Raw genomic sequence first — 18,564 nt, forward strand, 5'->3', positions numbered from 1 at the left:
CAGGCCACGACCGCCGTATTGTCTACGGCATCAGGCCCCGCGTGTCCCCCACAGGAGTTGAAGCGCCGATGATCACCCCACCCGTCGTGCACTCGCTGCGCGAGCAGATCCGCGAGCACATCGTGGAGGGGATCGTCAGCGGGCGCTGGAAGCCCGGCGAGCGCATCGTCGAGCGCCGCATCGCCGTCGAGCTGGAGGTCAGCCAGACGCCCGTGCGCGAGGCCCTGCGCGAGCTGGAGACGCTGCGCCTGATCGAGTCGGCGCCGAACAAGGGCGTCCGCGTAAGGAACCTGTCCGCGGCGGACCTGGAGGAGATCTACCCGGTCCGGGCCGGCCTGGAGCAGATCGCCGCCGAACTGGCGGCGCCCCGGCTGGCGGCCGACTGCACGGCCCTGGAACCGCACGTGGCGGCCCTGTGGGAGGCCGACCGCACCGAGGACGGCACCGCGCAGGTCCGGCACACCGTGGGCTTCCACCGGGAGATGGTGCGGGCCGCCGGGAACAGCGTGCTGCTGCACACCTGGGAGTCCCTGGGCATCGAGGTGTTCACGGCCCTGTCCATCCGGTGGCTGGGAACGGTCCAGAAGTCCTACGCCGAGGAGCACGAAGCCCTCGTGGCGGCCTTCCGCAGCCAGGATCCGGACATCGGACTGCTCGTGAAGCGGCACGTCCTCGGCTGCGCCCCGCGCGCCTGAGCACCTCCCGCCGAGCCCTGCCGGTGCACTCTGCGGCGCACTGGCCGCACCCCGTCTGACCTGCGGTTTCGAGGGGATCTCCAGGGGTCCGCCAGCGCCGTGTCGTGCACTCTCACCACCGGCACGGCGTGCCTCCGGCCCTGGCACCGGGTGCCGACTTTTGTCGTAGTGACATTTATTCGTCACTTTTATTTGATCGATCATCGATCAGCGCTTTACAGTCAACGCGGACCCCACCCGGGTCCGTCGACCCTGTCCTGCCCGTCAGGGTGTTTCTTCACCACCTCCTCTCCTTTGTCCGGAAGGCGGCGCACACCGATGTCCGACCCCGTAGGAAAGCTTCCGAGCGAGCTCGACCAGCTCCCGGACCGCGACACCGAGGAGACCGCCGAATGGGCGGCCTCCCTCGACGCCGTCGCCAAGGCCGCCGGTACGCGCCGCGCCGAATACCTGCTCCGCCGCACGCTCCAGCACGCCGAGGCCGCCGGCCTCGCCCTGCCGAAGCTGCTGGAGACGGACTACGTCAACACCATCCCCACCGCCGCGGAGCCCGAGTTCCCCGGTGACATGGAGATGGAAGCCAAGATCACCGCCTGGAACCGCTGGAACGCGGCCGCCATGGTGACCCGCGGCTCCAAGTACGGCGTCGGCGGCCACATCGCCACCTTCGCCTCCGCCGCGTGGCTGTACGAGACCGGCTTCCAGCACTTCTTCCGCGGGAAGGAGGCCGACGGATCGGGCGACCAGCTCTACATCCAGGGCCACGCCTCCCCCGGCATCTACGCCCGCGCCTTCCTCGACGGCCGGATCTCCGAGCAGCAGCTCGACAACTTCCGCCAGGAGTCCGGCGGCAACGGCCTGCCGTCCTACCCGCACCCGCGGCGCCTGCCGTGGCTGTGGGAGTTCCCGACGGTGTCCATGGGCCTCGGCCCGCTCTCCGCGATCTACCAGGCGCGCTTCAACCGCTACCTGCAGAACCGGAGCATCAAGGACACCGCCAACTCGCACGTCTGGGCCTTCCTGGGCGACGGCGAGATGGACGAGCCCGAGTCGACCGCCGCCCTGGCCCTCGCCTCCCGCGAGCAGCTCGACAACCTGACCTTCGTCATCAACTGCAACCTGCAGCGCCTCGACGGTCCGGTCCGCGCCAACTTCCGCGTGGTCCAGGAGCTGGAAGCCCAGTTCCGCGGCGCCGGCTGGAACGTCATCAAGTCGCTGTGGGGCTCCGCCTGGGACGAGCTGTTCCAGCTCGACACCACGGGCGCCCTGGTACGCCGCCTGCGCGAGGTACCGGACGCGCAGTTCCAGACGTACGCGACCCGCGACGTGGCCTACATCCGCCAGCACTTCTTCGGCGCCGACGCCGAGCTCGTGCGGCTGGCCGCCGTGCTCTCCGACGCCAAGATCGCGGAGTGCTTCCACAGCTCCCGCGGCGGCCACGAGCCCCGCAAGGTCTACGCCGCGTACAAGGCCGCCCTGGAGCACAAGGGCGCGCCGACGGTCATCCTCGCGCAGACCGTCAAGGGCTACACGCTGGGTGCCGGGTTCGAGTCGAAGAACGCGAACCACCAGATGAAGAAGCTGACGATCGACGAGTTCAAGGACATGCGTGACCTCCTTGGCCTCCCGATCCCGGACAGCGCCTTCGCCGACGGCGTCGTGCCCTACGGCCACCCCGGTGCGAACAGCCCCGAGGTCCGGTACCTGAACGAGCGCCGCGCGGCCCTCGGCGGCCCCGCCCCGGCCCGCAAGGTCAAGCAGGTCGCCCTGCCGGCCCCGGCCGACCGTTCCTTCGCCCCGCTGCTCAAGGGTTCCGGCAAGCAGGAGATGGCCACCACCATGGCCTTCGTCCGCCTCGTCAAGGACCTGATGCGGGACAAGGAGACCGGCAAGCGCTGGGTGCCGATCGTCCCCGACGAGGCCCGCACCTTCGGCATGGAGTCCCTCTTCCCGTCGGCCGGCATCTACTCGCCGCTGGGCCAGACGTACGAGCCGGTCGACCGTGACCAGCTCATGTACTACAAGGAAGCCAAGGACGGCCAGATCCTCAACGAGGGGATCACCGAGGCCGGCGCCATGGCCGACTTCATCGCCGCCTGCACGTCGTACGCGACGCACGGCGAGCCGATGATCCCCTTCTACATCTTCTACTCGATGTTCGGCTGGCAGCGCACCGCCGACCAGATGTGGCAGCTCGCCGACCAGCTCGGCAAGGGCTTCATCGTCGGTGCCACCGCCGGCCGCACCACGCTGACCGGTGAGGGCCTCCAGCACGCGGACGGCCACTCGCACCTGATCGCGTCCACGAACCCGGCGTCGCTGAACTACGACCCGGCGTTCGCGTACGAGATCGCGGTGATCGTCAAGGACGGTCTGCGCCGGATGTACGGCGAGAAGCCGGAAGACGTCTTCTACTACCTGACGGTCTACAACGAGCCGAAGGTGCAGCCCGCGATGCCCGAGGGCGTCGAGGAAGGCATCATCAAGGGCCTGTACCGCTTCAACACGGCGGCGGACCTGGCGGAGGCGGCTCCGGCCGCCGACGCCCCGAAGGTCCAGCTGATGGCCTCCGGCACGGCGATCCACTGGGTGCTGGAGGCGCAGAAGCTCCTCGCCGCCGAGTGGAACGTGTCCGCCGACGTCTGGTCCGCCACCTCCTGGGGCGAGCTGCGGCGCGACGCGCTGGAGTGCGACGAGGCGCTGCTGCGCGGCGAGGTCCGCACCCCGTACGTCACCCGCGCGCTGGAAGGCGCCCAGGGCCCGGTGCTGGCCGTCTCCGACTGGATGCGTCAGGTCCCGGACCAGATCAGCCAGTGGGTGGAGCAGGACTACACGTCGCTGGGTACGGACGGCTTCGGTCTGTCCGACACCCGTGAGGGTGCCCGCCGCCACTTCGGCGTCGACGCCCAGTCGATCGTCGTGGCCGCGCTGGCCCAGCTCGCCCGCCGCGGCGAGGTACCGGCGTCCTCCGTCAAGGAGGCCCGGGAGCGCTACGGCCTCTGAGCCCCCGCGCGTCCGTCCGCGAGGCGGCCCGTCCCTTCGGGGAGGGGCCGCCTCGCGGCGTCGTGGGGCCTCAGCGTCCGGGTTTCCCGCCGGGCCCGGCGGGGCCCGGCGTCGTGGTCGCCGGCGCCGCCCGTTCCGGGGGCACGGTGCCGGGCGGTACCCCCGGCGGGGGCGGAACCGGAGTGCGCACCGCGCCTGCCGGGGCGTCGGGAGACGGGGGCGGGGCCGGGGTGCGCGCGGCCGGGCGCCTGCCGGCGGAGGACCCGGGCCGGGGCTCGCGCCAGGTGGCGTACGGCTCGAAGGCCGCCGCCCGGCCGTCGGTCAGCAGGTCTCCGAGTCCGGCGAGGGCGTCGGCCACCTCCCGGCGGCGGGCCTCCAGCTCGGCGAGGTCCCGGCGGACCGCCTCGGCCTCGGCCCGGGCCGAGGCCAGCTGCTCCGCGGCCCCGGCCTGGAGCAGGTGCGCCGTCCGCCCGGCCTCCCTCAGCAGTTGTTCGGAGTCCTCGGCCGCCGACCGGCGCACCGCTTCCGCCATGGCCCGGGCCTCGTCGATCAGCTCGACCGCCCGCCGGCCCTCGTCGGACCACGCGAAGTGCTGCTTGCCGGCGATGCCCGGGACGCGGCGGAGCGCCGCGAGCACCAGGCGGGCGTCGGCCGGCCGGTGCCCCGCGTCCTTGGTCAGCAGGTTCCGCACCAGGGCGTCGAGTTCCTCGGGCAGGCCGCGCACCTGGGGGGCCAGGGGCGCGGGCTCCTCCGAGATCTGCCGGTGCAGTACGGCGAGCTGGCTGTCGGCGCGGAACGGGGGTGCGCCCGTCAGCCCGTGGTACATCAGGCAGCCCAGCGAGTAGAGGTCGCTGCGCCGGTCGACGTCGCGTTCGCCGCGCGCCTGTTCCGGGGACATGTACTCGGGGGTGCCCACGGGGGTCCCGGTCGCCGTCCGGCCCTCCCGGTACAGGGTCTCGCCGAGGAACTTGGCGATGCCGAAGTCGAGGACCTTGACGACCCCGTCCTCGGCGAGCATCACGTTGGAGGGCTTGATGTCGCGGTGGACCACGCCCCGGGCGTGCGCGGCGGCCAGGGCGGAGGCGATCTGTCCGGCCCAGTCGACCAGCCGGTACCAGGGGACGCGTCCCGATTGACGGAACACCTCGGCCAGGGTCCGGCCGTCGAGGCGTTCCATCACCATGTAGAGGGTGCGCCGGCCCCCGATCTCGGCCTCGCCGCAGTCGTGCACGGTCACGGTGTGCCGGTGCGGGAGGTTCCCGGCCGAGCGCACCTCGGCCATGAACCGGCTTTCTACCTGCCCGGAGTCCATGCCGTGAGCGGCGGGTACGGGAGCGACCAGCTTGGCCGCGACCGGCCGCCCCATCCGTTCGTCCCAGGCGCTCCACACCTCACCCATGCCCCCGTTGCCGAGCCGGCCTTCGAGCCGGTACCGGCCATCGAGCATCTCCCCCCGCATCCGGGCCTCCCCGAATTCGACGTCCGTGGTCCGGTCCGAGTATGGGGCCGGGCGGGGGTCGGACACCGGCCTTTGGCCGTATGAGCGGTGGCGGCGCGGGGGTGGACCCGTGATGCTGGAGCGGTGATGGACGAGACGGAGTTCTGGGAGATCGTCGACCGTACCCGCGAGGCCGCCGAGGGCGACCCCGAGGAGCACGCCGAGCTGCTCGTCGAGCGGCTGGCACAGCTCGATCCGGACTCCGTCCTGGACTTCGCCCGGCACTTCGAGTCGCGCTACAACCGGGCGTACACCTGGGACCTGTGGGGTGCCGCGTGGGTCCTGCTGGACGGGGCGAGCGACGACGCCTTCGACTACTTCCGGTGCTGGCTGATCGGCCAGGGCCGGGAGGTCTTCGAGGGCGGGGTCCACGACCCCGACCAGCTGGCGGAGCTGCTGGGCGAGTTCGACGAGGAGATCGACGGGGACGGGGAGGAGCTGGGGTACGCCGCCGACGAGGCGTACGAGCAGCTGACCGGCGCGGTGGCCCCGGATCTGGGCGTTCCGCTCCAGCCGGAGGAGCCGGAGGGCACCCCGCTGGACTTCGAGGACGAAGCCGTGCTCGCGGAGCGCTTCCCCCGGCTCTGGGGCCGCTTCCGGGACTGAGGCCGCGGGCGGCGGTCTCAGTAGTGCGTGCCGCCGTCGATGCGGATCTCGGTGCCGGTGATGAAGGCGCCGTCCTCGGAGCCGAGCATGGCGACGACGCCGGCCACGGTCTGCGGGCCGGCGAAGCCCTGGCCGAGGGCCGGGGCGAGCTTGGTGAACAGGCTCCAGTCGGTGTCCTCGGGCAGGCCCGGGCCGGTGCCGGTGGTCATGCCGCTCTCGATCGAGCCCGGGGCCACCGAGACGAAGCGCAGGCCCTGCTTGCTGTACTCGGCTGCCAGGGCGTGGGTCATGGACTGGATGCCGCCCTTGCTGGCCGCGTAGGCGGACATGTAGGGGTGGGCGAAGGACGCCGACGTGGAGCTGAAGTTCACGACGACGGGCTGGTCTCCCGCGAGCAGCGCCGGGAGCGACTCGCGGATCATCAGGAAGGTGCCGGTCAGGTTGACCCCGATGACCTTGTTCCACAGGTCGAGGGTGGTCTGGTGGGTGTGCGCGGAGCGCAGGATTCCGGCCGCGTTGACCAGGACGTCGACTCCGGTGAGGGCGTCGACGGCGGCGGCCACGCCCGCCTTGACCGCGGCCTCGTCGGATATGTCCAGGACGGCGGTGCTGAGCCGGGCGGCGTGGCCGTCGGCGTCGGCCCGCTCGGCGGTGGCCTTGAGTCCGGCTCCGTCGACGTCCACGGTGTGGACGCGGCCGCCTTCGGCGAGGATGCGGTGGACGGTGGCCTGGCCGATGCCGGACCCGCCGCCGGTGATGAGGACGCGACGTCCTTCGTAACGGTTCATGGGGCGAAGCGTACCGAGCTGATGGCACGTTTTGCCAGACCGTCAAAGCGTGCAATCACCGGCATGCCGGACGGTACGCTTCACCTGTGAGATCTCCTCGTCCGTACTCCCCCCAGACCGGCCCCGGAACCCAGTCGCTGACCGAGCGCCGCAAGGCCGCCACCCAGCTCGACATCGCCCGCGCGGCCTGCGAACTGTTCGCCGAACACGGCCCCGACGGCACGACCGCCGAGGACATCGCCCTCCGCGCGGGTGTGGCGCTGCGCACGTTCTACCGCTACTTCCGCAACAAGCAGGAGGCCGTGGCGCCCCTGCTCGCCGGGGGCGGCGACGCCTGGCGGGCGCTGCTCGCGGAGGAGGACCCGGGAACCCCGCTGGGCGAGGCCCTCGCCCGGGCCATAACCCGCTCGCTGAGCGACTCCCAGGCCGTCGAGGAGGGGCTGGAGGTCACCCGCGGGCTGCTGCGCGCCGCCGCGCGGGACGAGGCCCTGCGGGCCGTCTGGTACCGGGTGAACCAGGATTCCGAGGAGCGCCTGGTTCCCGTGATCGCCCGCCTCGCCGGACCGGAGGCGGAGCCCCTCCCCGTACGCCTGCTGGCAGCGGCCGCCACGGACGCGATCCGCATCTCGCTGGAGCTCTGGTCGACCACCGACGCTCCCGTGTCGGGTCCCGGCTCCCCCGCCGAAATGGCGGTCCGCTGCCTGCACGACCTCACCGGCGCGATGCCGCTGCTGCGGCGCCCGGCGGGCTAGTGCCGTGACCGGAGCCAGGCGGCCCCGGCGTTGCGGCTAGTCGTTGTAGCGGTAGCCGTCCCAGCCGTCGTTGTAGCCGCCGTAGCGGTCGCCGTCGTAGTACCGGCCGGAGTCGTAGCCGCGCCAGTCCGAGTCGTACCGGTCGTAGCCGCGCCAGTTCGAGTCGTAGTAGTTCGAGTTGTAGTAGTTGTCGCGCCAGTTCGGGTCGTACCAGCCACCGACGCCCTGCGCGCACCAGCGGTTGTTCCAGTCGCGGTCGCAGCAGTCGTCGTAGCGCGAGTCGCACCAGCCGCCCCCGCCTCCGCCCCCTCCGCCTCCGCCGGTGACCGCGGCCGAGGCGCTTGCGGCCGGCAGGAGGCCCAGGCTGAGGCCCGCAGCTCCGGCGATGACTGTGGCGATGATCCTGCGGCGCATCTTCATGCACCTCCGAACGTGTCTCGCTTATCCGGCTTTCAGGTCATTCCCACCGTCACCCGGCCCGGGCGGCCTGTCAAAGCGGAAAGGCCCCCCGCCGCACTCCGTGGAGTGCGGCGGGGGGCCTCCCATCAGGCATGACTCTCGTCCGAGCCGGTCGGCTTAGAGGTCGAAGTACAGCTCGAACTCGTGCGGGTGCGGACGCTGCGCGATCGGGGCGATCTCGTGCGTGCGCTTGTAGTCGATCCAGGTCTCGATCAGGTCCGGGGTGAAGACACCGCCGGCGAGGAGGTACTCGTGGTCCGCCTCCAGGGCCTTGAGGACGTCCTCCAGGCTGGTCGGGACCTGCGGGACGCTCGCGTGCTCGTCGGGCGAGAGCTCGTAGAGGTCCTTGTCGATCGGCTCCATCGGCTCGATCTTGTTCTTGACGCCGTCGAGGCCCGCGAGCAGCAGCGCCGCGAAGGCGAGGTACGGGTTGGACGACGGGTCCGGGGCGCGGAACTCGACGCGCTTGGCCTTCGGGTTCGAGCCCGTGATCGGGATGCGCATCGCGGCGGAGCGGTTGCGCTGCGAGTACACCATGTTGACCGGCGCCTCGAAGCCCGGGACCAGGCGGTGGTACGAGTTCACCGTCGGGTTGGTGAAGGCGAGCAGCGACGGGGCGTGCTTGAGGATGCCGCCGATGTAGTAGCGGGCGGTGTCCGACAGGCCCGCGTAGCCGGCCTCGTCGTAGAACAGCGGGTCGCCGTTCGCCCACAGCGACTGGTGCACGTGCATGCCCGAGCCGTTGTCACCGAAGATCGGCTTCGGCATGAAGGTCGCGGTCTTGCCGTTGCGCCAGGCGACGTTCTTCACGATGTACTTGAAGAGCATCAGGTCGTCGGCCGCGGCGAGCAGCGTGTTGAACTTGTAGTTGATCTCGGCCTGGCCGCCGGTGCCGACCTCGTGGTGCTGGCGCTCGACCTGGAGGCCCTGGGCGTCCAGTTCGAGGGAGATCTCGGCGCGCAGGTCGGCGAAGTGGTCGACCGGGGCTACGGGGAAGTAACCACCCTTGTAGCGGACCTTGTAACCACGGTTGTTCTCCTCGGAGCCGGTGTTCCAGGCGCCGGCCTCGGAGTCGATGTGGTAGAAGCCCTCGTTCGCGGAGGTCGCGAAGCGCACGCTGTCGAACACGTAGAACTCGGCCTCGGGGCCGAAGTACGCGGTGTCGGCGATGCCGGTGGAGGCGAGGTACGCCTCGGCCTTCTTCGCGATGTTGCGCGGGTCGCGGCTGTAGGCCTCGCCCGTGATCGGGTCGTGGATGAAGAAGTTGATGTTGAGCGTCTTGTCCTTGCGGAACGGGTCCAGACGCGCGGTGGTGATGTCGGCACGCAGCGCCATGTCGGACTCGTGGATCGCCTGGAAACCACGGATGGAGGATCCGTCGAAGGCGAGCTCCTCCGCCGGGTCGAACGCCCGCGCCGGGATGGTGAAGTGCTGCATCACACCAGGCAGGTCGCAGAAGCGGACGTCAACGAACTTGACGTCGTTCTCCTCGATGTACTGCTTCACTTCGTCGGCGTTCTGGAACATCCAACTCCTCCTACTCCCGGCCCCGGGGCAGGGGCGGGTTTTATAGCTCGTGGTGCGTCAGTGCGGTGCCGCACGCTGACCCGACCATAAGCAGACGGGATTTCCCAAGCATGACCCATTTGTTTCGCACAAGTTAACCAGGGTCCCGTCGGAGGACGATGGAGCACCACCGGTACCGTGGTCGAGTGGACAACAGGCAAGCAATCGGATCCTGGCTCTCCGGCCCCCGTGCGGCCGCCGAGGACATGGGCGTCGACTTCGGCTATCCGGGCCAGCAGCTCGGCCTGCCCCAGTCGGGGCCCGGCTCCGTGGCCCGCTTCGGGCGCCGGATCGGCGCGGTCGTCATCGACTGGGTGGGCTGCCAGCTCATCGCGTACGGGCTCATCACCGGGGGCGACCTGGCCGGTACGGGCAACTGGACGCTGGGGCTCTTCGTCGCCCTGACGATCCTGACCGTGGGCACGGTGGGCTTCACCCCCGGCAAGCGGATGCTCGGCCTCCGGGTCGTCGGGCAGGACGGCAACCGTCTCGGCATCGTCCGCGTGGTCGTGCGCACGCTGCTCCTGGCCCTGGTCATCCCGGCTCTGATCTGGGACCGCGACGGACGCGGACTGCACGACCGGCTCGCCGGCGCGGTCCAGGTCCGCATCTGACGGTCCCCGCGGAACGGCGCGAAACGCACGGCACCACGACACAGGGGCGCCCCCGAGCCTGACGGCTTCGGGGGCGCCCCTGTGTCGTATACGAAAAGCGGTTCAGCGCATCAGCGCATCTTCCCGCCGCGCGGCATCCGCATGCCCTTCGGCATGGGGCCCTTCGGGACCGGCATGTTGCTCATGAGGTCGCCCATGGCCCGGAGCTTGTCGTTGACCTGGGTGATCTGCGGGCCGGACAGGACGCGCGGCAGCTTCAGCAGCGTCGTGCGGACCTTCTTGAGCGGCACCTCGCCCTCGCCGGTGCCCACGATGAAGTCGTGGACCGGGACGTCCGGCATGATCCGGGCCAGCTTCTTCTTCTCGGCCGCGAGCAGGGTCTTGACCCGGTTCGGGTTGCCCTCCGCGATCAGGACGACGCCCGCCTTGCCGACGGCCCGGTGGACGATGTCCTGGTTCCGGTTCATCGCGACGGCCGGGGTGGTGCTCCAGCCCCGTCCCACGTTGTCCAGTACGGCCGCGGCCGCGCCCGGCTGTCCTTCCATCTGCCCGAAGGCAGCCCGCTCGGCCCGTCGCCCGAAGACGATCGCCATCGCGAGGAACGCCACCAGGAAGCCCAGGATGCCCAGGTAGACCGGGTGGCCGATCAGGAAGCCGATCGCAAGAAAGACACCGAAGGTGACGATTCCCACGCCCGCGACGATCAGACCGACCTTCGGGTCGGCCTTGCGCGTCATCTTGTACGTGAGGGCGATCTGCTTCAGTCGCCCGGGGTTCGCAGCAGTCTCTGCGTTTGACTTCCTCGCCATAAGGCGAAGTTTACGTGGCCCGCGGGGTCCGGGTCGCCGCGGCCTCGAGTACGTGCTCGGTTTCGACCCGGTCCTTGGCCCGGCGGCGGTCCTCCAGGACGGCCGTCCAGGCGTTGCGGCGGGCGCCGCTCATGAGGAGCGATTCGATGCCGCGGAAGGCCTCGGCAACGGACGGGATGGCGATGGCGCGAACGGGCGCGGCCTGCATGATGTCGGTCCCTCTCTCGGAGCTCGCATCGATGGCGTGTGCGGTGCGTGGACCCAGCGTCACTGACTGGTGTTACCAGGGCATGACCGGCCGGTCAAACGTGATGAAATATTGACGCGGCCCCCAGGCTCTCCCACTGAAGAGCCTAGGGGCCGCGTCGACGCGGTGTTACTAACTAGTAAGCATTTGTGAACGACTTCACATCGCCGCGGTCACACCGCCGCGCGCTTCTCCATCGCCTGCGTGTAGAGACGGCCGGCCCGGTAGGACGAGCGGACCAGCGGGCCGGACATGACGCCGGAGAAGCCGATCTCCTCGGCCTCCTTCGCCAGCTCGACGAACTCCGCCGGCTTCACCCAGCGCTCGACGGGGTGGTGCCGCGGCGAGGGCCGCAGGTACTGGGTGATGGTGATGAGCTCGCAGCCGGCCGCGTGCAGGTCGCGCAGCGCCTCGCTGACCTCCTCGCGCTCCTCGCCCATGCCGAGGATCAGGTTCGACTTGGTCACCAGGCCGTAGGCGCGCGCCTGGGTGATCACGTCGAGGGAACGCTCGTAGCGGAAGCCGGGGCGGATCCGCTTGAAGATGCGGGGCACGGTCTCGACGTTGTGCGCGAAGACCTCGGGGCGGGAGGCGAAGACCTCCTCCAGCAGCTCCGGGACCGCGTTGAAGTCGGGGGCCAGCAGCTCGACCTTGGTGTGGCCGCTCTCGCGGCCCGCCGTCTGCTGGTGGATCTGGCGCACGGTCTCCGCGTACAGCCACGCGCCGCCGTCGGGCAGGTCGTCGCGGGCGACACCGGTGATGGTGGCGTAGTTCAGGTCCATGGTGACCACGGACTCGCCCACGCGGCGCGGCTCGTCCCGGTCGAGGGCCTCGGGCTTGCCCGTGTCGATCTGGCAGAAGTCACAGCGCCGGGTGCACTGGTCGCCACCGATGAGGAAGGTGGCCTCGCGGTCCTCCCAGCACTCGTAGATGTTCGGACAGCCGGCTTCCTGGCACACCGTGTGCAGTCCTTCGCCCTTCACCAGGGCCTGCATCTTGGTGTACTCGGGGCCCATCTTCGCCCGGGTCTTGATCCACTCGGGCTTGCGCTCGATGGGGGTCTGGGCGTTACGGACCTCGAGGCGCAGCATCTTGCGTCCGTCGGGTGCGACTGCGGACACGACCGGCTCCCTGTGACTTCGATTCTTCGGCGCCCACCAGGGTACGCCCGTAATTTCGTACGCTCTTACGTCGGCCAACCTGGGGGCGGCCGGACGCATTCCCCGGGGGTCAGCCCACGGCGGGCTCGATCTCGCGCGGCCGGAGCTCGGCCTGCTCCAACACGTCCTTCAGGTGGCGCTCCACGACGGGCAGCACCTCCGCGATGGTGATCTCGCGGCCCAGTTCGTACGAGAGCGAGGTCACACCGGCGTCCCGGATGCCGCAGGGGATGATCCGGTCGAACCAGGTGCTGTCGGGGTTCACGTTCAGGGAGAAGCCGTGCATCGTGACGCCCTTGGCGACGCGGATGCCGATGGCGGCGAGCTTGCGGTCCTCGCGGCGCTGGCCGGCGTTGGAGGGGGCGTACTCGGGGCCGTTCAGCCGGGCGTCGAACTCCTCGTCGTGCAGACGGGGGTCGAACTCCAGGGAGAGCCCGCCGATCTTCGGGCGCTCCTCGACGGGGTCGCCGAGCACCCACACCCCGGAGCGGCCCTCGATCCGGGTGGTCTCCAGGCCGAACTCGGCGGCGGTGCGGATCAGGGCGTCCTCCAGGCGGCGGACGTGGGCGACCACGTCCACCGGGCGGGGCAGCTTCATGATCGGGTAGCCGACCAACTGGCCCGGGCCGTGCCAGGTGATCTTGCCGCCGCGGTCCACGTCGATGACGGGCGTCCCGTCGAGGGGACGCTCGCTCGGGTCGGTGCGCCGGCCGGCCGTGTACACCGGCTGGTGCTCCACCAGCAGGCAGGTGTCCCCGATCTCGTCCGCGAACCGCGCGGCGTGGACGCGCCGCTGCTCGTCCCAGGCCTCGGTGTACTCGACCGCTTCCGGCCCGAAGCCCATATGGACAAACCGAAGCTCAGTCACCGCAGCGCCTCCTCGTTGAACCTGCCGTGTGCACGTATCCGCACCCAGCCAAGAGTACGGCGGCCCCGGCGCGGCCCCTCAGGGCCCCTCAGGCACCCGGTCCGGCACCCGGTCCGAGCAGCGTCCGCGCCTCCGGCGGCGGGCCCGGCAGCTGCCTGGGACGCCTGCGCCCCCGGGGCGGCCGGTCCGGGTCCTCGTCCGCCCTCGGCAGCCGGCGATGGCCCTCGGAATGGTCGTTGACCCAGCCGCAGACCCCGCACGCGTAGCGCCCGTCCAGTCCCGCGATGTACGTGCCGCACCGACGGCACTCGGCCTCGGTGAGCTCGGGAGCAGGCAGCGGAGCCGTGGTTTCCGCGTACGCGTCGGAGTGGTGCGCCCCCTGGGGCCGGCGGGTCATGGGCCGCAGCGTACGCGGAGGTGACGGGCCGGTCCGTAAAGAGCCCTACCCATTCTGCACACGATCGGATGAATGTGGGGCAGAGAGGGCGGTACGGGCGGAGTTCGCCGCTACATTCACGCCGTTCACAGGGCCGGGACTCCGGTCCGTCACGTCAGGAAACCGTGGAGCCGATGACGGAACGACCTGCCCAGCGCGTCCCCAACCGGCAGCTCGCGGCGCTGATCGCGGAAGCCGGGTTCTCCAACGCCGGGCTCGCCCGCCGCGTCGACCAGCTCGGCCTGGAGCACGGTCTGGACCTGCGGTACGACAAAACCTCCGTGACCCGGTGGCTGCGCGGCCAGCAGCCCCGCGGCACCACCCCGGCGCTCATCGCGGAGGTCTTCACCCGGCGCCTCGGCCGGCGGCTGTCGGCGCAGGACCTCGGCCTCGACGCCTGCGCCCCCGTCTACGCCGGGCTGGAGTTCGCGGCCACCCCCGAAGAGGCCGTGGACATCGCGAGCGGGCTGTGGCGCAAGGACTCCGGATCACACGCCGAGCTGCGCAAGATCGCCTTCACCCCGGCCGGGCTCGTGGTGCCCAGCCGGGACTGGCTCATCGGCCGGGCCGACGAACGCGTCGGACGCGGCGCGGACGCCACCGCCTCCCGGGTCCCCGCCCAGGGCCGCGCCTCCGTACCCCGGCAACGGCAGATCGACCGCGGCCCCGGACAGCGGGTCACCGGCGGCGACATCGCCGCCCTGCGCTCGGTCAGCGAACTGTTCCGCACCCTCGACCACGCCTACGGCGGCGGCCACGCCCGGCAGGCCCTCGTCCGCTACCTGGAGCACGAGGCCGAACCGATGCTCCGCGGCACCTACGGCGAGACCACCGGACGACGGCTGTTCTCCGCCGCCGCCGACCTGACCCGGCTCGCCGGCTGGACCTCGTACGACATCGCCGCCCACGGGCTCGCCCAGCGGTACTTCGTCCAGGCGCTGCGCCTCGCGCAAGCCGCCGGGGACCGGCCGTACGGGTCCTACGTGCTGGTCACCATGAGCCGGCAGGCGGTCTACCTCGGACACGGCCGGGAAGCGGTGCAGCTGGCCCGGGTCGCCCAGCAGGGCGTCGGCTCGGGCCCGCCGCCCGTGGTGCAGGCCCTGCTGCACGCCGCCGAGGCGCGGGGCCACGCGGTGCTCGGCGAGGTCCGGGCCGCGACCGCCTCACTGGTACGGGCCGAACGGGCACTGGGCGCCGCCCGGCCCGGGGACGACGTACCCCCGTGGGCCCGCTTCTTCGACGAGGCGCAGCTCGCCGACGAGTTCGGCCACTGCCACCGGGACCTCCAGCAGTACCGGGCCTGCGCCCAGCACGCGGAACGCTCCCTCCAGCTGCGCTCCCCCGGCTACGCGCGCTCCCGGCTGTTCTGCCGGGTGGTGCTGGCCACGGCCCGGCTGGGACTGGGCGAACTGGACCAGGCGTGCGCGCTGGGCGCGGAGGCCGCGCAGCAGGCGATGGAGATGCGGTCGGTGCGCGCGGTGGAGTACGTGCGGGACTTCGAGCGCCGGCTGGAGCCCTACCGCGACGCCTCGGCGGTGCGCACCTACCGGGACCGGGTGGCCGCGCTGTCGTAGTCCCGGCGCGGGGGCCCGGCCGGGGTACGACGGGGCCCGGCCCCCGTGCGCGGGCCGGGCCCCGGTGCGGGTGGTTCTCAGGCCGCCGCCGGAAGGGCGGGCTCCGGGGCGGCCGGGAGCGGGATGCCGAAGTCGCGCAGCAGGGCGGTGGCGGCCCGGCGGGCGGAGTGCAGGGCGCCCTGCACGGTGTTGGAGTCCCGGTGGTCCCCGCAGACGTAGAGCCCCGCCAGGACCCGTACCGGGCGCCGCAGGTCGTACGGCGGGGGCATCGCCGGCACGGCCTCCGGCGTGTGGTGGACGGCCAGCAGGTCCCAGTCCCGGGTCGAGGTCTCGTAGAGCCGGGCCAGGCGGGAGGCGACCGTCCGAGGGGGCGGCGGCGGGCCGTGCACGGTCGTGGTGACCAGGCTCCGTCCCCCCGGCGCCCGGGTCGGGTCGACCGCGCTCATCACGGTGGTGTGCGCGAGCGGCCACTTCGGGTCCGCGTCCAGCAGCAGCGACCCGTCCCAGGGCAGCGGCGCCGGGGTGGCGTGGTGGATGACGGTCACCTCGTGGAAGCGCGGCACCCGCAGCCCCGGCAGCAGTTCGGCGGCCGCCCTGGCGCCCGTCGCGAGGACCGCGGAGCGGCAGCGGAAGTCACCGTGCTCCTCCGTGGTGACCAGGCTGGTCGACACCGACCGCACCCGGACCCCGGTGCGCACGGTGCCCGGCGGCAGGGCCTCGGCGAGCAGCCGGGGCAGGACCGCCGCGCCGCCCTCGGGCACGGCGAGCCGGCCCCGGACGAAGGTGCGCAGGGCCAGGTCGGCGACCCGGCTGGAGGTGGTGAGCTCCGGGTCGCGGAGCAGGGTGGCGAGCAGGGGCCGCAGGACCCCGTTCACGGTGCGCGGTGGCAGGCCGCGGGAGCGCAGCGCGGCGAGCGCGGAGCGTTCCGGCCGGGCCAGGACCCGTTCCTCGGGCAGGGCGGCGAGCCGGCCGAGGGCCGCGCTGAGCCGCGCCTGGTCGAGGGAACCGCTGGCCAGCGCGCGGGCGGGGGTGAGCGCCCCGGCCCGCTGCTGCCTGCCGTCGACGCCGTGCACGAGGACCCCGGGGGCGAAGGGCCGCAGGACCAGGCCCTCCAGACCGGGGGTGCGGGCCGGCTCGGTGTACGAGGTGTTGAGGAGCTGCCCGATCCGGTCGAGCCGGAACCCGTCGCCGGATTCCGTGGCCATGCGGCCTCCGGGGTCGTCGGCGGTCTCCAGGACGGTGACCGTGACCCCCGCCGCGATCAGGTGGTGTGCGGCCGCGAGTCCTGAGACCCCGGCTCCTACGATGACGACGTCCGCATGGTGTGCGGCCTGGTGTGCGCTGCTGAGCACGTGCCCCTCCCCGAGGTCGGCGCGGCTGTGTGGGGACCTCCTTCCCCCAACGGGCTCCAGGAGAACCCGAGTCCGGTGGGGTATTGCGCACAACTCCGGTCGCATGACGGTCGCATACGGGTCACGAACGGTCGCACGTGGGCGCGGGGTGCGCCGGGGGTGTCCTGCCGGGCCGGCGGGAACCGGACGTGTTCTTACGGCAGCGCCGCCCTGATCGACTCCTCGATGCCGGGGTGGCGGAAGACGAAGCCCGACTCCAGCAGGCGGGCGGGGCGCACCCGCTGACTGCCCAGCACGTCCTCGGAGAACTCGCCGAGCGCGATCCGCAGGGCCGGGGCCGGGACCGCGAACAGGGCCGGACGGCGCAGCACGCGGCCCATGGCGGCGGTGATCTCACGGTTGGTCAGCGGTTCCGGCGCGGTCAGGTTCACGGGGCCGGACAGACCCGGCGTGTCGATGAGGTGCCGCAGGGCGGCGATCTCGTCGTGCATCGAGATGTACGACCAGTACTGGCGGCCGTTGCCGAGCCGGCCGCCGATCCCGGCCCGGAACACGGGGAACAGCTTCCCCCAGGCCCCGCCCTCGGCCGCGACCACCAGGCCGGTGCGGGCGAACACGGTACGCACCCCGGCGTCCCGGGCGGGGGCGGCGGCCGCCTCCCACTCCACGCAGACGGACGGGAGGAACCCCTCCCCCGCGGGCGCGCCCTCGTCGACGGGCCGGTCGCCCGTGTCGCCGTAGTACCCGATGGCGGAGCCGCTGACGAGGACCGGCGGCGGGTCGTCGAGGGCGGCGACGGCCCGGGCGATGGCGGCGGTCCCGAGGACCCGGCTGTCGCGGATCTCCCTCTTGTACGCCGCCGTCCAGCGGTGGTCGCCCACGCCGGCCCCCGCCAGGTGCACGACGGCCCCGCAGCCGGCGAGCCCGGCGGGGTCGACGTGACCGCTCCGCGGATCCCACCGCGCCTCCTCCGGCCCGGACGGTGCCCGGCGCACGAAGCGGACCACGTCGTGGCCGTCGGCGCGGAGGGAGTGGACGAGGGCCTGCCCGATGAGTCCGGAGGATCCGGTGATGGCGATGCGCATGCCCCCCAGTCTGTGGGATGCCGGGGGCTGAGAGGGGCTGGGCGTTGCCCGGGGCGGGCAGGGGCTGGGCGTGCGCCTGGCGGGGGCTGCGGGTGGGGCCGGGGCCGGGGTGGGGTGTCGTCCGGGACGGGCATGATTTATGGCGCCTGGTCCGGGCCCCTGTTGCCGGTGGGACAGGGCGCCAACAAATCACGTTTTAGTCCCGGACGACACCCCACCCCGGCCCCGGCCCCGGCCGATCGCCCTCCCGGCCGAGTCCAGCCCGCGCCGATGCCGGGTGGAGCCCCAGGGGGTGGCACATGGGTGGGTGGGGTGGGTGGGGTGGGTGGGGTCAGGTTGGGCCCAGCCAGGTGCCGGCCGTGTAGGTGACGGCCATCGCCAGTGCGCCGCCGGCCACGTTGCGCAGCACCGCCCGCGGTACCGGGGCGCCGCCCAGCCGCGCACCGGCCACCCCGCAGCAGACCAGCGCCACGAGCACCGCCGCCACCGTCACCGGCACCCGCGCGGACGCGCCCGGCAGGACGATCGCCAGCAGCGGCAGCACCGCCCCCACCGTGAACGCCGCCAGGCTGGCGAACGCCGCGTGCCACGGGTTCGCCAGCTCGTCCGGCTCGATGCCGAGTTCCACCCGCGCGTGCGCCCGCAGCGCGTCGCGTTCCGTCAGCTGCTCGGCGGCCTCCCGGGCCAGCTCCCGGCTGAGGCCCCGTGCGGCCAGCAGGCCGGTGAGTTCGTCGAGCTCCGCCTCCGGTTCCCGCGCCAGCTCGCGCCGCTCCACGTCCAGGGCCGCCCGCTCCGAGTCCCGCTGCGAGCTGACCGAGACGTACTCCCCCGCCGCCATCGACAGCGAGCCCGCCAGCAGCCCCGCCACCCCCGCCGTGAGGATCGCGGCCCGCGACGTGGTGGCTCCCGCCACGCCCACGACGAGGCCCGCCGTCGAGATGATCCCGTCGTTGGCGCCGAGCACACCCGCCCGCAGCCAGTTCAGGCGGCTGCTGATGGCCGCGCTGGTTTCCGTCACGGCTCCACTGTCGCGGGCGGTGCTCCGAGGGGCC

At 72.2% G+C, this 18,564-nt stretch carries 18 protein-coding genes; 6 read left to right on the forward strand and 12 right to left on the reverse strand.

Going from position 1 to position 18,564, the window contains the following annotated elements:
- Nucleotides 1–71: 71 nt before the first annotated feature.
- A complete protein-coding gene (locus AC07B0_RS17475; RefSeq protein WP_356883254.1) occupies nt 72–695 on the forward strand; it encodes a GntR family transcriptional regulator in 624 nt (207 codons plus the stop codon).
- A gap of 318 nt (nt 696–1,013) precedes the next feature.
- Nucleotides 1,014–3,698 (forward strand): pyruvate dehydrogenase (acetyl-transferring), homodimeric type, encoded by a 2,685-nt coding sequence (gene aceE, locus AC07B0_RS17480; RefSeq protein ID WP_469379934.1) that lies wholly within the window; start codon nt 1,014–1,016, stop codon nt 3,696–3,698.
- 70 nt (nt 3,699–3,768) lie between these two features.
- Here the strand turns inward: aceE and AC07B0_RS17485 are convergent, their stop codons facing one another.
- Nucleotides 3,769–5,157: a serine/threonine-protein kinase gene (locus AC07B0_RS17485; protein WP_478898542.1), complete on the reverse strand. Its 1,389-nt coding sequence runs from the start codon at nt 5,155–5,157 to the stop codon at nt 3,769–3,771.
- Between the two features lie 126 nt (nt 5,158–5,283).
- Between AC07B0_RS17485 and AC07B0_RS17490 the strand changes: the two genes are divergently transcribed.
- A complete protein-coding gene (locus AC07B0_RS17490; protein WP_356883228.1) occupies nt 5,284–5,802 on the forward strand; it encodes a DUF4240 domain-containing protein in 519 nt (172 codons plus the stop codon).
- A gap of 17 nt (nt 5,803–5,819) precedes the next feature.
- Here the strand turns inward: AC07B0_RS17490 and AC07B0_RS17495 are convergent, their stop codons facing one another.
- Nucleotides 5,820–6,590 (reverse strand): SDR family NAD(P)-dependent oxidoreductase, encoded by a 771-nt coding sequence (locus AC07B0_RS17495; protein WP_467290981.1) that lies wholly within the window; start codon nt 6,588–6,590, stop codon nt 5,820–5,822.
- A gap of 86 nt (nt 6,591–6,676) precedes the next feature.
- On the opposite strand from AC07B0_RS17495, the gene AC07B0_RS17500 reads away from it, so the two are divergent.
- A complete protein-coding gene (locus AC07B0_RS17500; protein WP_467290979.1) occupies nt 6,677–7,342 on the forward strand; it encodes a TetR/AcrR family transcriptional regulator in 666 nt (221 codons plus the stop codon).
- A gap of 36 nt (nt 7,343–7,378) precedes the next feature.
- Here AC07B0_RS17500 and AC07B0_RS17505 read toward each other — a convergent pair whose 3' ends face one another.
- Both AC07B0_RS17505 and glnA read right to left on the reverse strand, forming a co-directional pair.
- Nucleotides 7,379–7,756 carry a hypothetical protein gene (locus AC07B0_RS17505; RefSeq protein ID WP_356883234.1) on the reverse strand — a complete coding sequence of 126 codons (378 nt, stop codon included), beginning with the start codon at nt 7,754–7,756 and terminating at the stop codon, nt 7,379–7,381.
- 162 nt (nt 7,757–7,918) lie between these two features.
- Nucleotides 7,919–9,328: a type I glutamate--ammonia ligase gene (gene glnA, locus AC07B0_RS17510; protein WP_356883236.1), complete on the reverse strand. Its 1,410-nt coding sequence runs from the start codon at nt 9,326–9,328 to the stop codon at nt 7,919–7,921.
- A gap of 185 nt (nt 9,329–9,513) precedes the next feature.
- Here glnA and AC07B0_RS17515 point away from each other — a divergent pair, with 185 nt between their 5' ends.
- A complete protein-coding gene (locus AC07B0_RS17515) occupies nt 9,514–9,981 on the forward strand; it encodes an RDD family protein (protein ID WP_478864725.1) in 468 nt (155 codons plus the stop codon).
- A gap of 110 nt (nt 9,982–10,091) precedes the next feature.
- Here AC07B0_RS17515 and AC07B0_RS17520 read toward each other — a convergent pair whose 3' ends face one another.
- The 5 genes from AC07B0_RS17520 to AC07B0_RS17540 all read right to left on the reverse strand — a co-directional run bounded on the left by AC07B0_RS17520 (nt 10,092) and on the right by AC07B0_RS17540 (nt 13,462).
- Nucleotides 10,092–10,790, reverse strand: coding sequence for a DUF4191 domain-containing protein (locus tag AC07B0_RS17520; RefSeq protein WP_356883240.1), 699 nt, complete (start codon nt 10,788–10,790; stop codon nt 10,092–10,094).
- A 10-nt stretch (nt 10,791–10,800) separates the two neighbouring features.
- Entirely contained in the window at nt 10,801–10,998 is a 198-nt protein-coding gene (locus AC07B0_RS17525) for an SCO2195 family GlnR-regulated protein (RefSeq protein ID WP_281210004.1), read from the reverse strand.
- Nucleotides 10,999–11,210: 212 nt separating this feature from the next.
- Nucleotides 11,211–12,158, reverse strand: coding sequence for a lipoyl synthase (gene lipA, locus AC07B0_RS17530; protein ID WP_356883242.1), 948 nt, complete (start codon nt 12,156–12,158; stop codon nt 11,211–11,213).
- Between the two features lie 109 nt (nt 12,159–12,267).
- On the reverse strand, nt 12,268–13,065 hold the full coding sequence (gene lipB, locus AC07B0_RS17535) for a lipoyl(octanoyl) transferase LipB (protein WP_478898543.1): 798 nt from the start codon (nt 13,063–13,065) through the stop codon (nt 12,268–12,270).
- A gap of 88 nt (nt 13,066–13,153) precedes the next feature.
- Nucleotides 13,154–13,462, reverse strand: coding sequence for a hypothetical protein (locus AC07B0_RS17540; RefSeq protein WP_356883246.1), 309 nt, complete (start codon nt 13,460–13,462; stop codon nt 13,154–13,156).
- A gap of 173 nt (nt 13,463–13,635) precedes the next feature.
- Between AC07B0_RS17540 and AC07B0_RS17545 the strand changes: the two genes are divergently transcribed.
- A complete protein-coding gene (locus AC07B0_RS17545) occupies nt 13,636–15,075 on the forward strand; it encodes an NsdA family TPR-like regulatory protein (RefSeq protein ID WP_356883248.1) in 1,440 nt (479 codons plus the stop codon).
- A 77-nt stretch (nt 15,076–15,152) separates the two neighbouring features.
- Here the strand turns inward: AC07B0_RS17545 and AC07B0_RS17550 are convergent, their stop codons facing one another.
- The 3 genes from AC07B0_RS17550 to AC07B0_RS17560 form a co-directional block, all read right to left on the reverse strand.
- A complete protein-coding gene (locus tag AC07B0_RS17550) occupies nt 15,153–16,427 on the reverse strand; it encodes an NAD(P)/FAD-dependent oxidoreductase (protein WP_356883250.1) in 1,275 nt (424 codons plus the stop codon).
- A gap of 194 nt (nt 16,428–16,621) precedes the next feature.
- Nucleotides 16,622–17,512 (reverse strand): TIGR01777 family oxidoreductase, encoded by an 891-nt coding sequence (locus AC07B0_RS17555; protein ID WP_469379920.1) that lies wholly within the window; start codon nt 17,510–17,512, stop codon nt 16,622–16,624.
- 331 nt (nt 17,513–17,843) lie between these two features.
- Nucleotides 17,844–18,530, reverse strand: a complete 687-nt coding sequence (locus AC07B0_RS17560; protein WP_478898544.1) for a VIT1/CCC1 transporter family protein — start codon at nt 18,528–18,530, stop codon at nt 17,844–17,846.
- Nucleotides 18,531–18,564: the final 34 nt, after the last annotated feature.

This window comes from Streptomyces sp. NPDC044704, assembly GCF_056433525.1.

Bases quoted from the DNA above. Each gene is read 5' to 3' on its own strand.
- aceE (WP_469379934.1), top strand. From the start codon at position 1,014: ATGTCCGACCCCGTAGGAAAGCTTCCGAGCGAGCTCGACCAGCTCCCG.
- AC07B0_RS17485 (WP_478898542.1), bottom strand. From the start codon at position 5,157: ATGCGGGGGGAGATGCTCGATGGCCGGTACCGGCTCGAAGGCCGGCTC.
- AC07B0_RS17490 (WP_356883228.1), top strand. From the start codon at position 5,284: ATGGACGAGACGGAGTTCTGGGAGATCGTCGACCGTACCCGCGAGGCC.
- AC07B0_RS17495 (WP_467290981.1), bottom strand. From the start codon at position 6,590: ATGAACCGTTACGAAGGACGTCGCGTCCTCATCACCGGCGGCGGGTCC.
- AC07B0_RS17505 (WP_356883234.1), bottom strand. From the start codon at position 7,756: ATGCGCCGCAGGATCATCGCCACAGTCATCGCCGGAGCTGCGGGCCTC.
- glnA (WP_356883236.1), bottom strand. From the start codon at position 9,328: ATGTTCCAGAACGCCGACGAAGTGAAGCAGTACATCGAGGAGAACGAC.
- AC07B0_RS17520 (WP_356883240.1), bottom strand. From the start codon at position 10,790: ATGGCGAGGAAGTCAAACGCAGAGACTGCTGCGAACCCCGGGCGACTG.
- AC07B0_RS17525 (WP_281210004.1), bottom strand. From the start codon at position 10,998: ATGCAGGCCGCGCCCGTTCGCGCCATCGCCATCCCGTCCGTTGCCGAG.
- AC07B0_RS17540 (WP_356883246.1), bottom strand. From the start codon at position 13,462: ATGACCCGCCGGCCCCAGGGGGCGCACCACTCCGACGCGTACGCGGAA.
- AC07B0_RS17545 (WP_356883248.1), top strand. From the start codon at position 13,636: ATGACGGAACGACCTGCCCAGCGCGTCCCCAACCGGCAGCTCGCGGCG.
- AC07B0_RS17555 (WP_469379920.1), bottom strand. From the start codon at position 17,512: ATGCGCATCGCCATCACCGGATCCTCCGGACTCATCGGGCAGGCCCTC.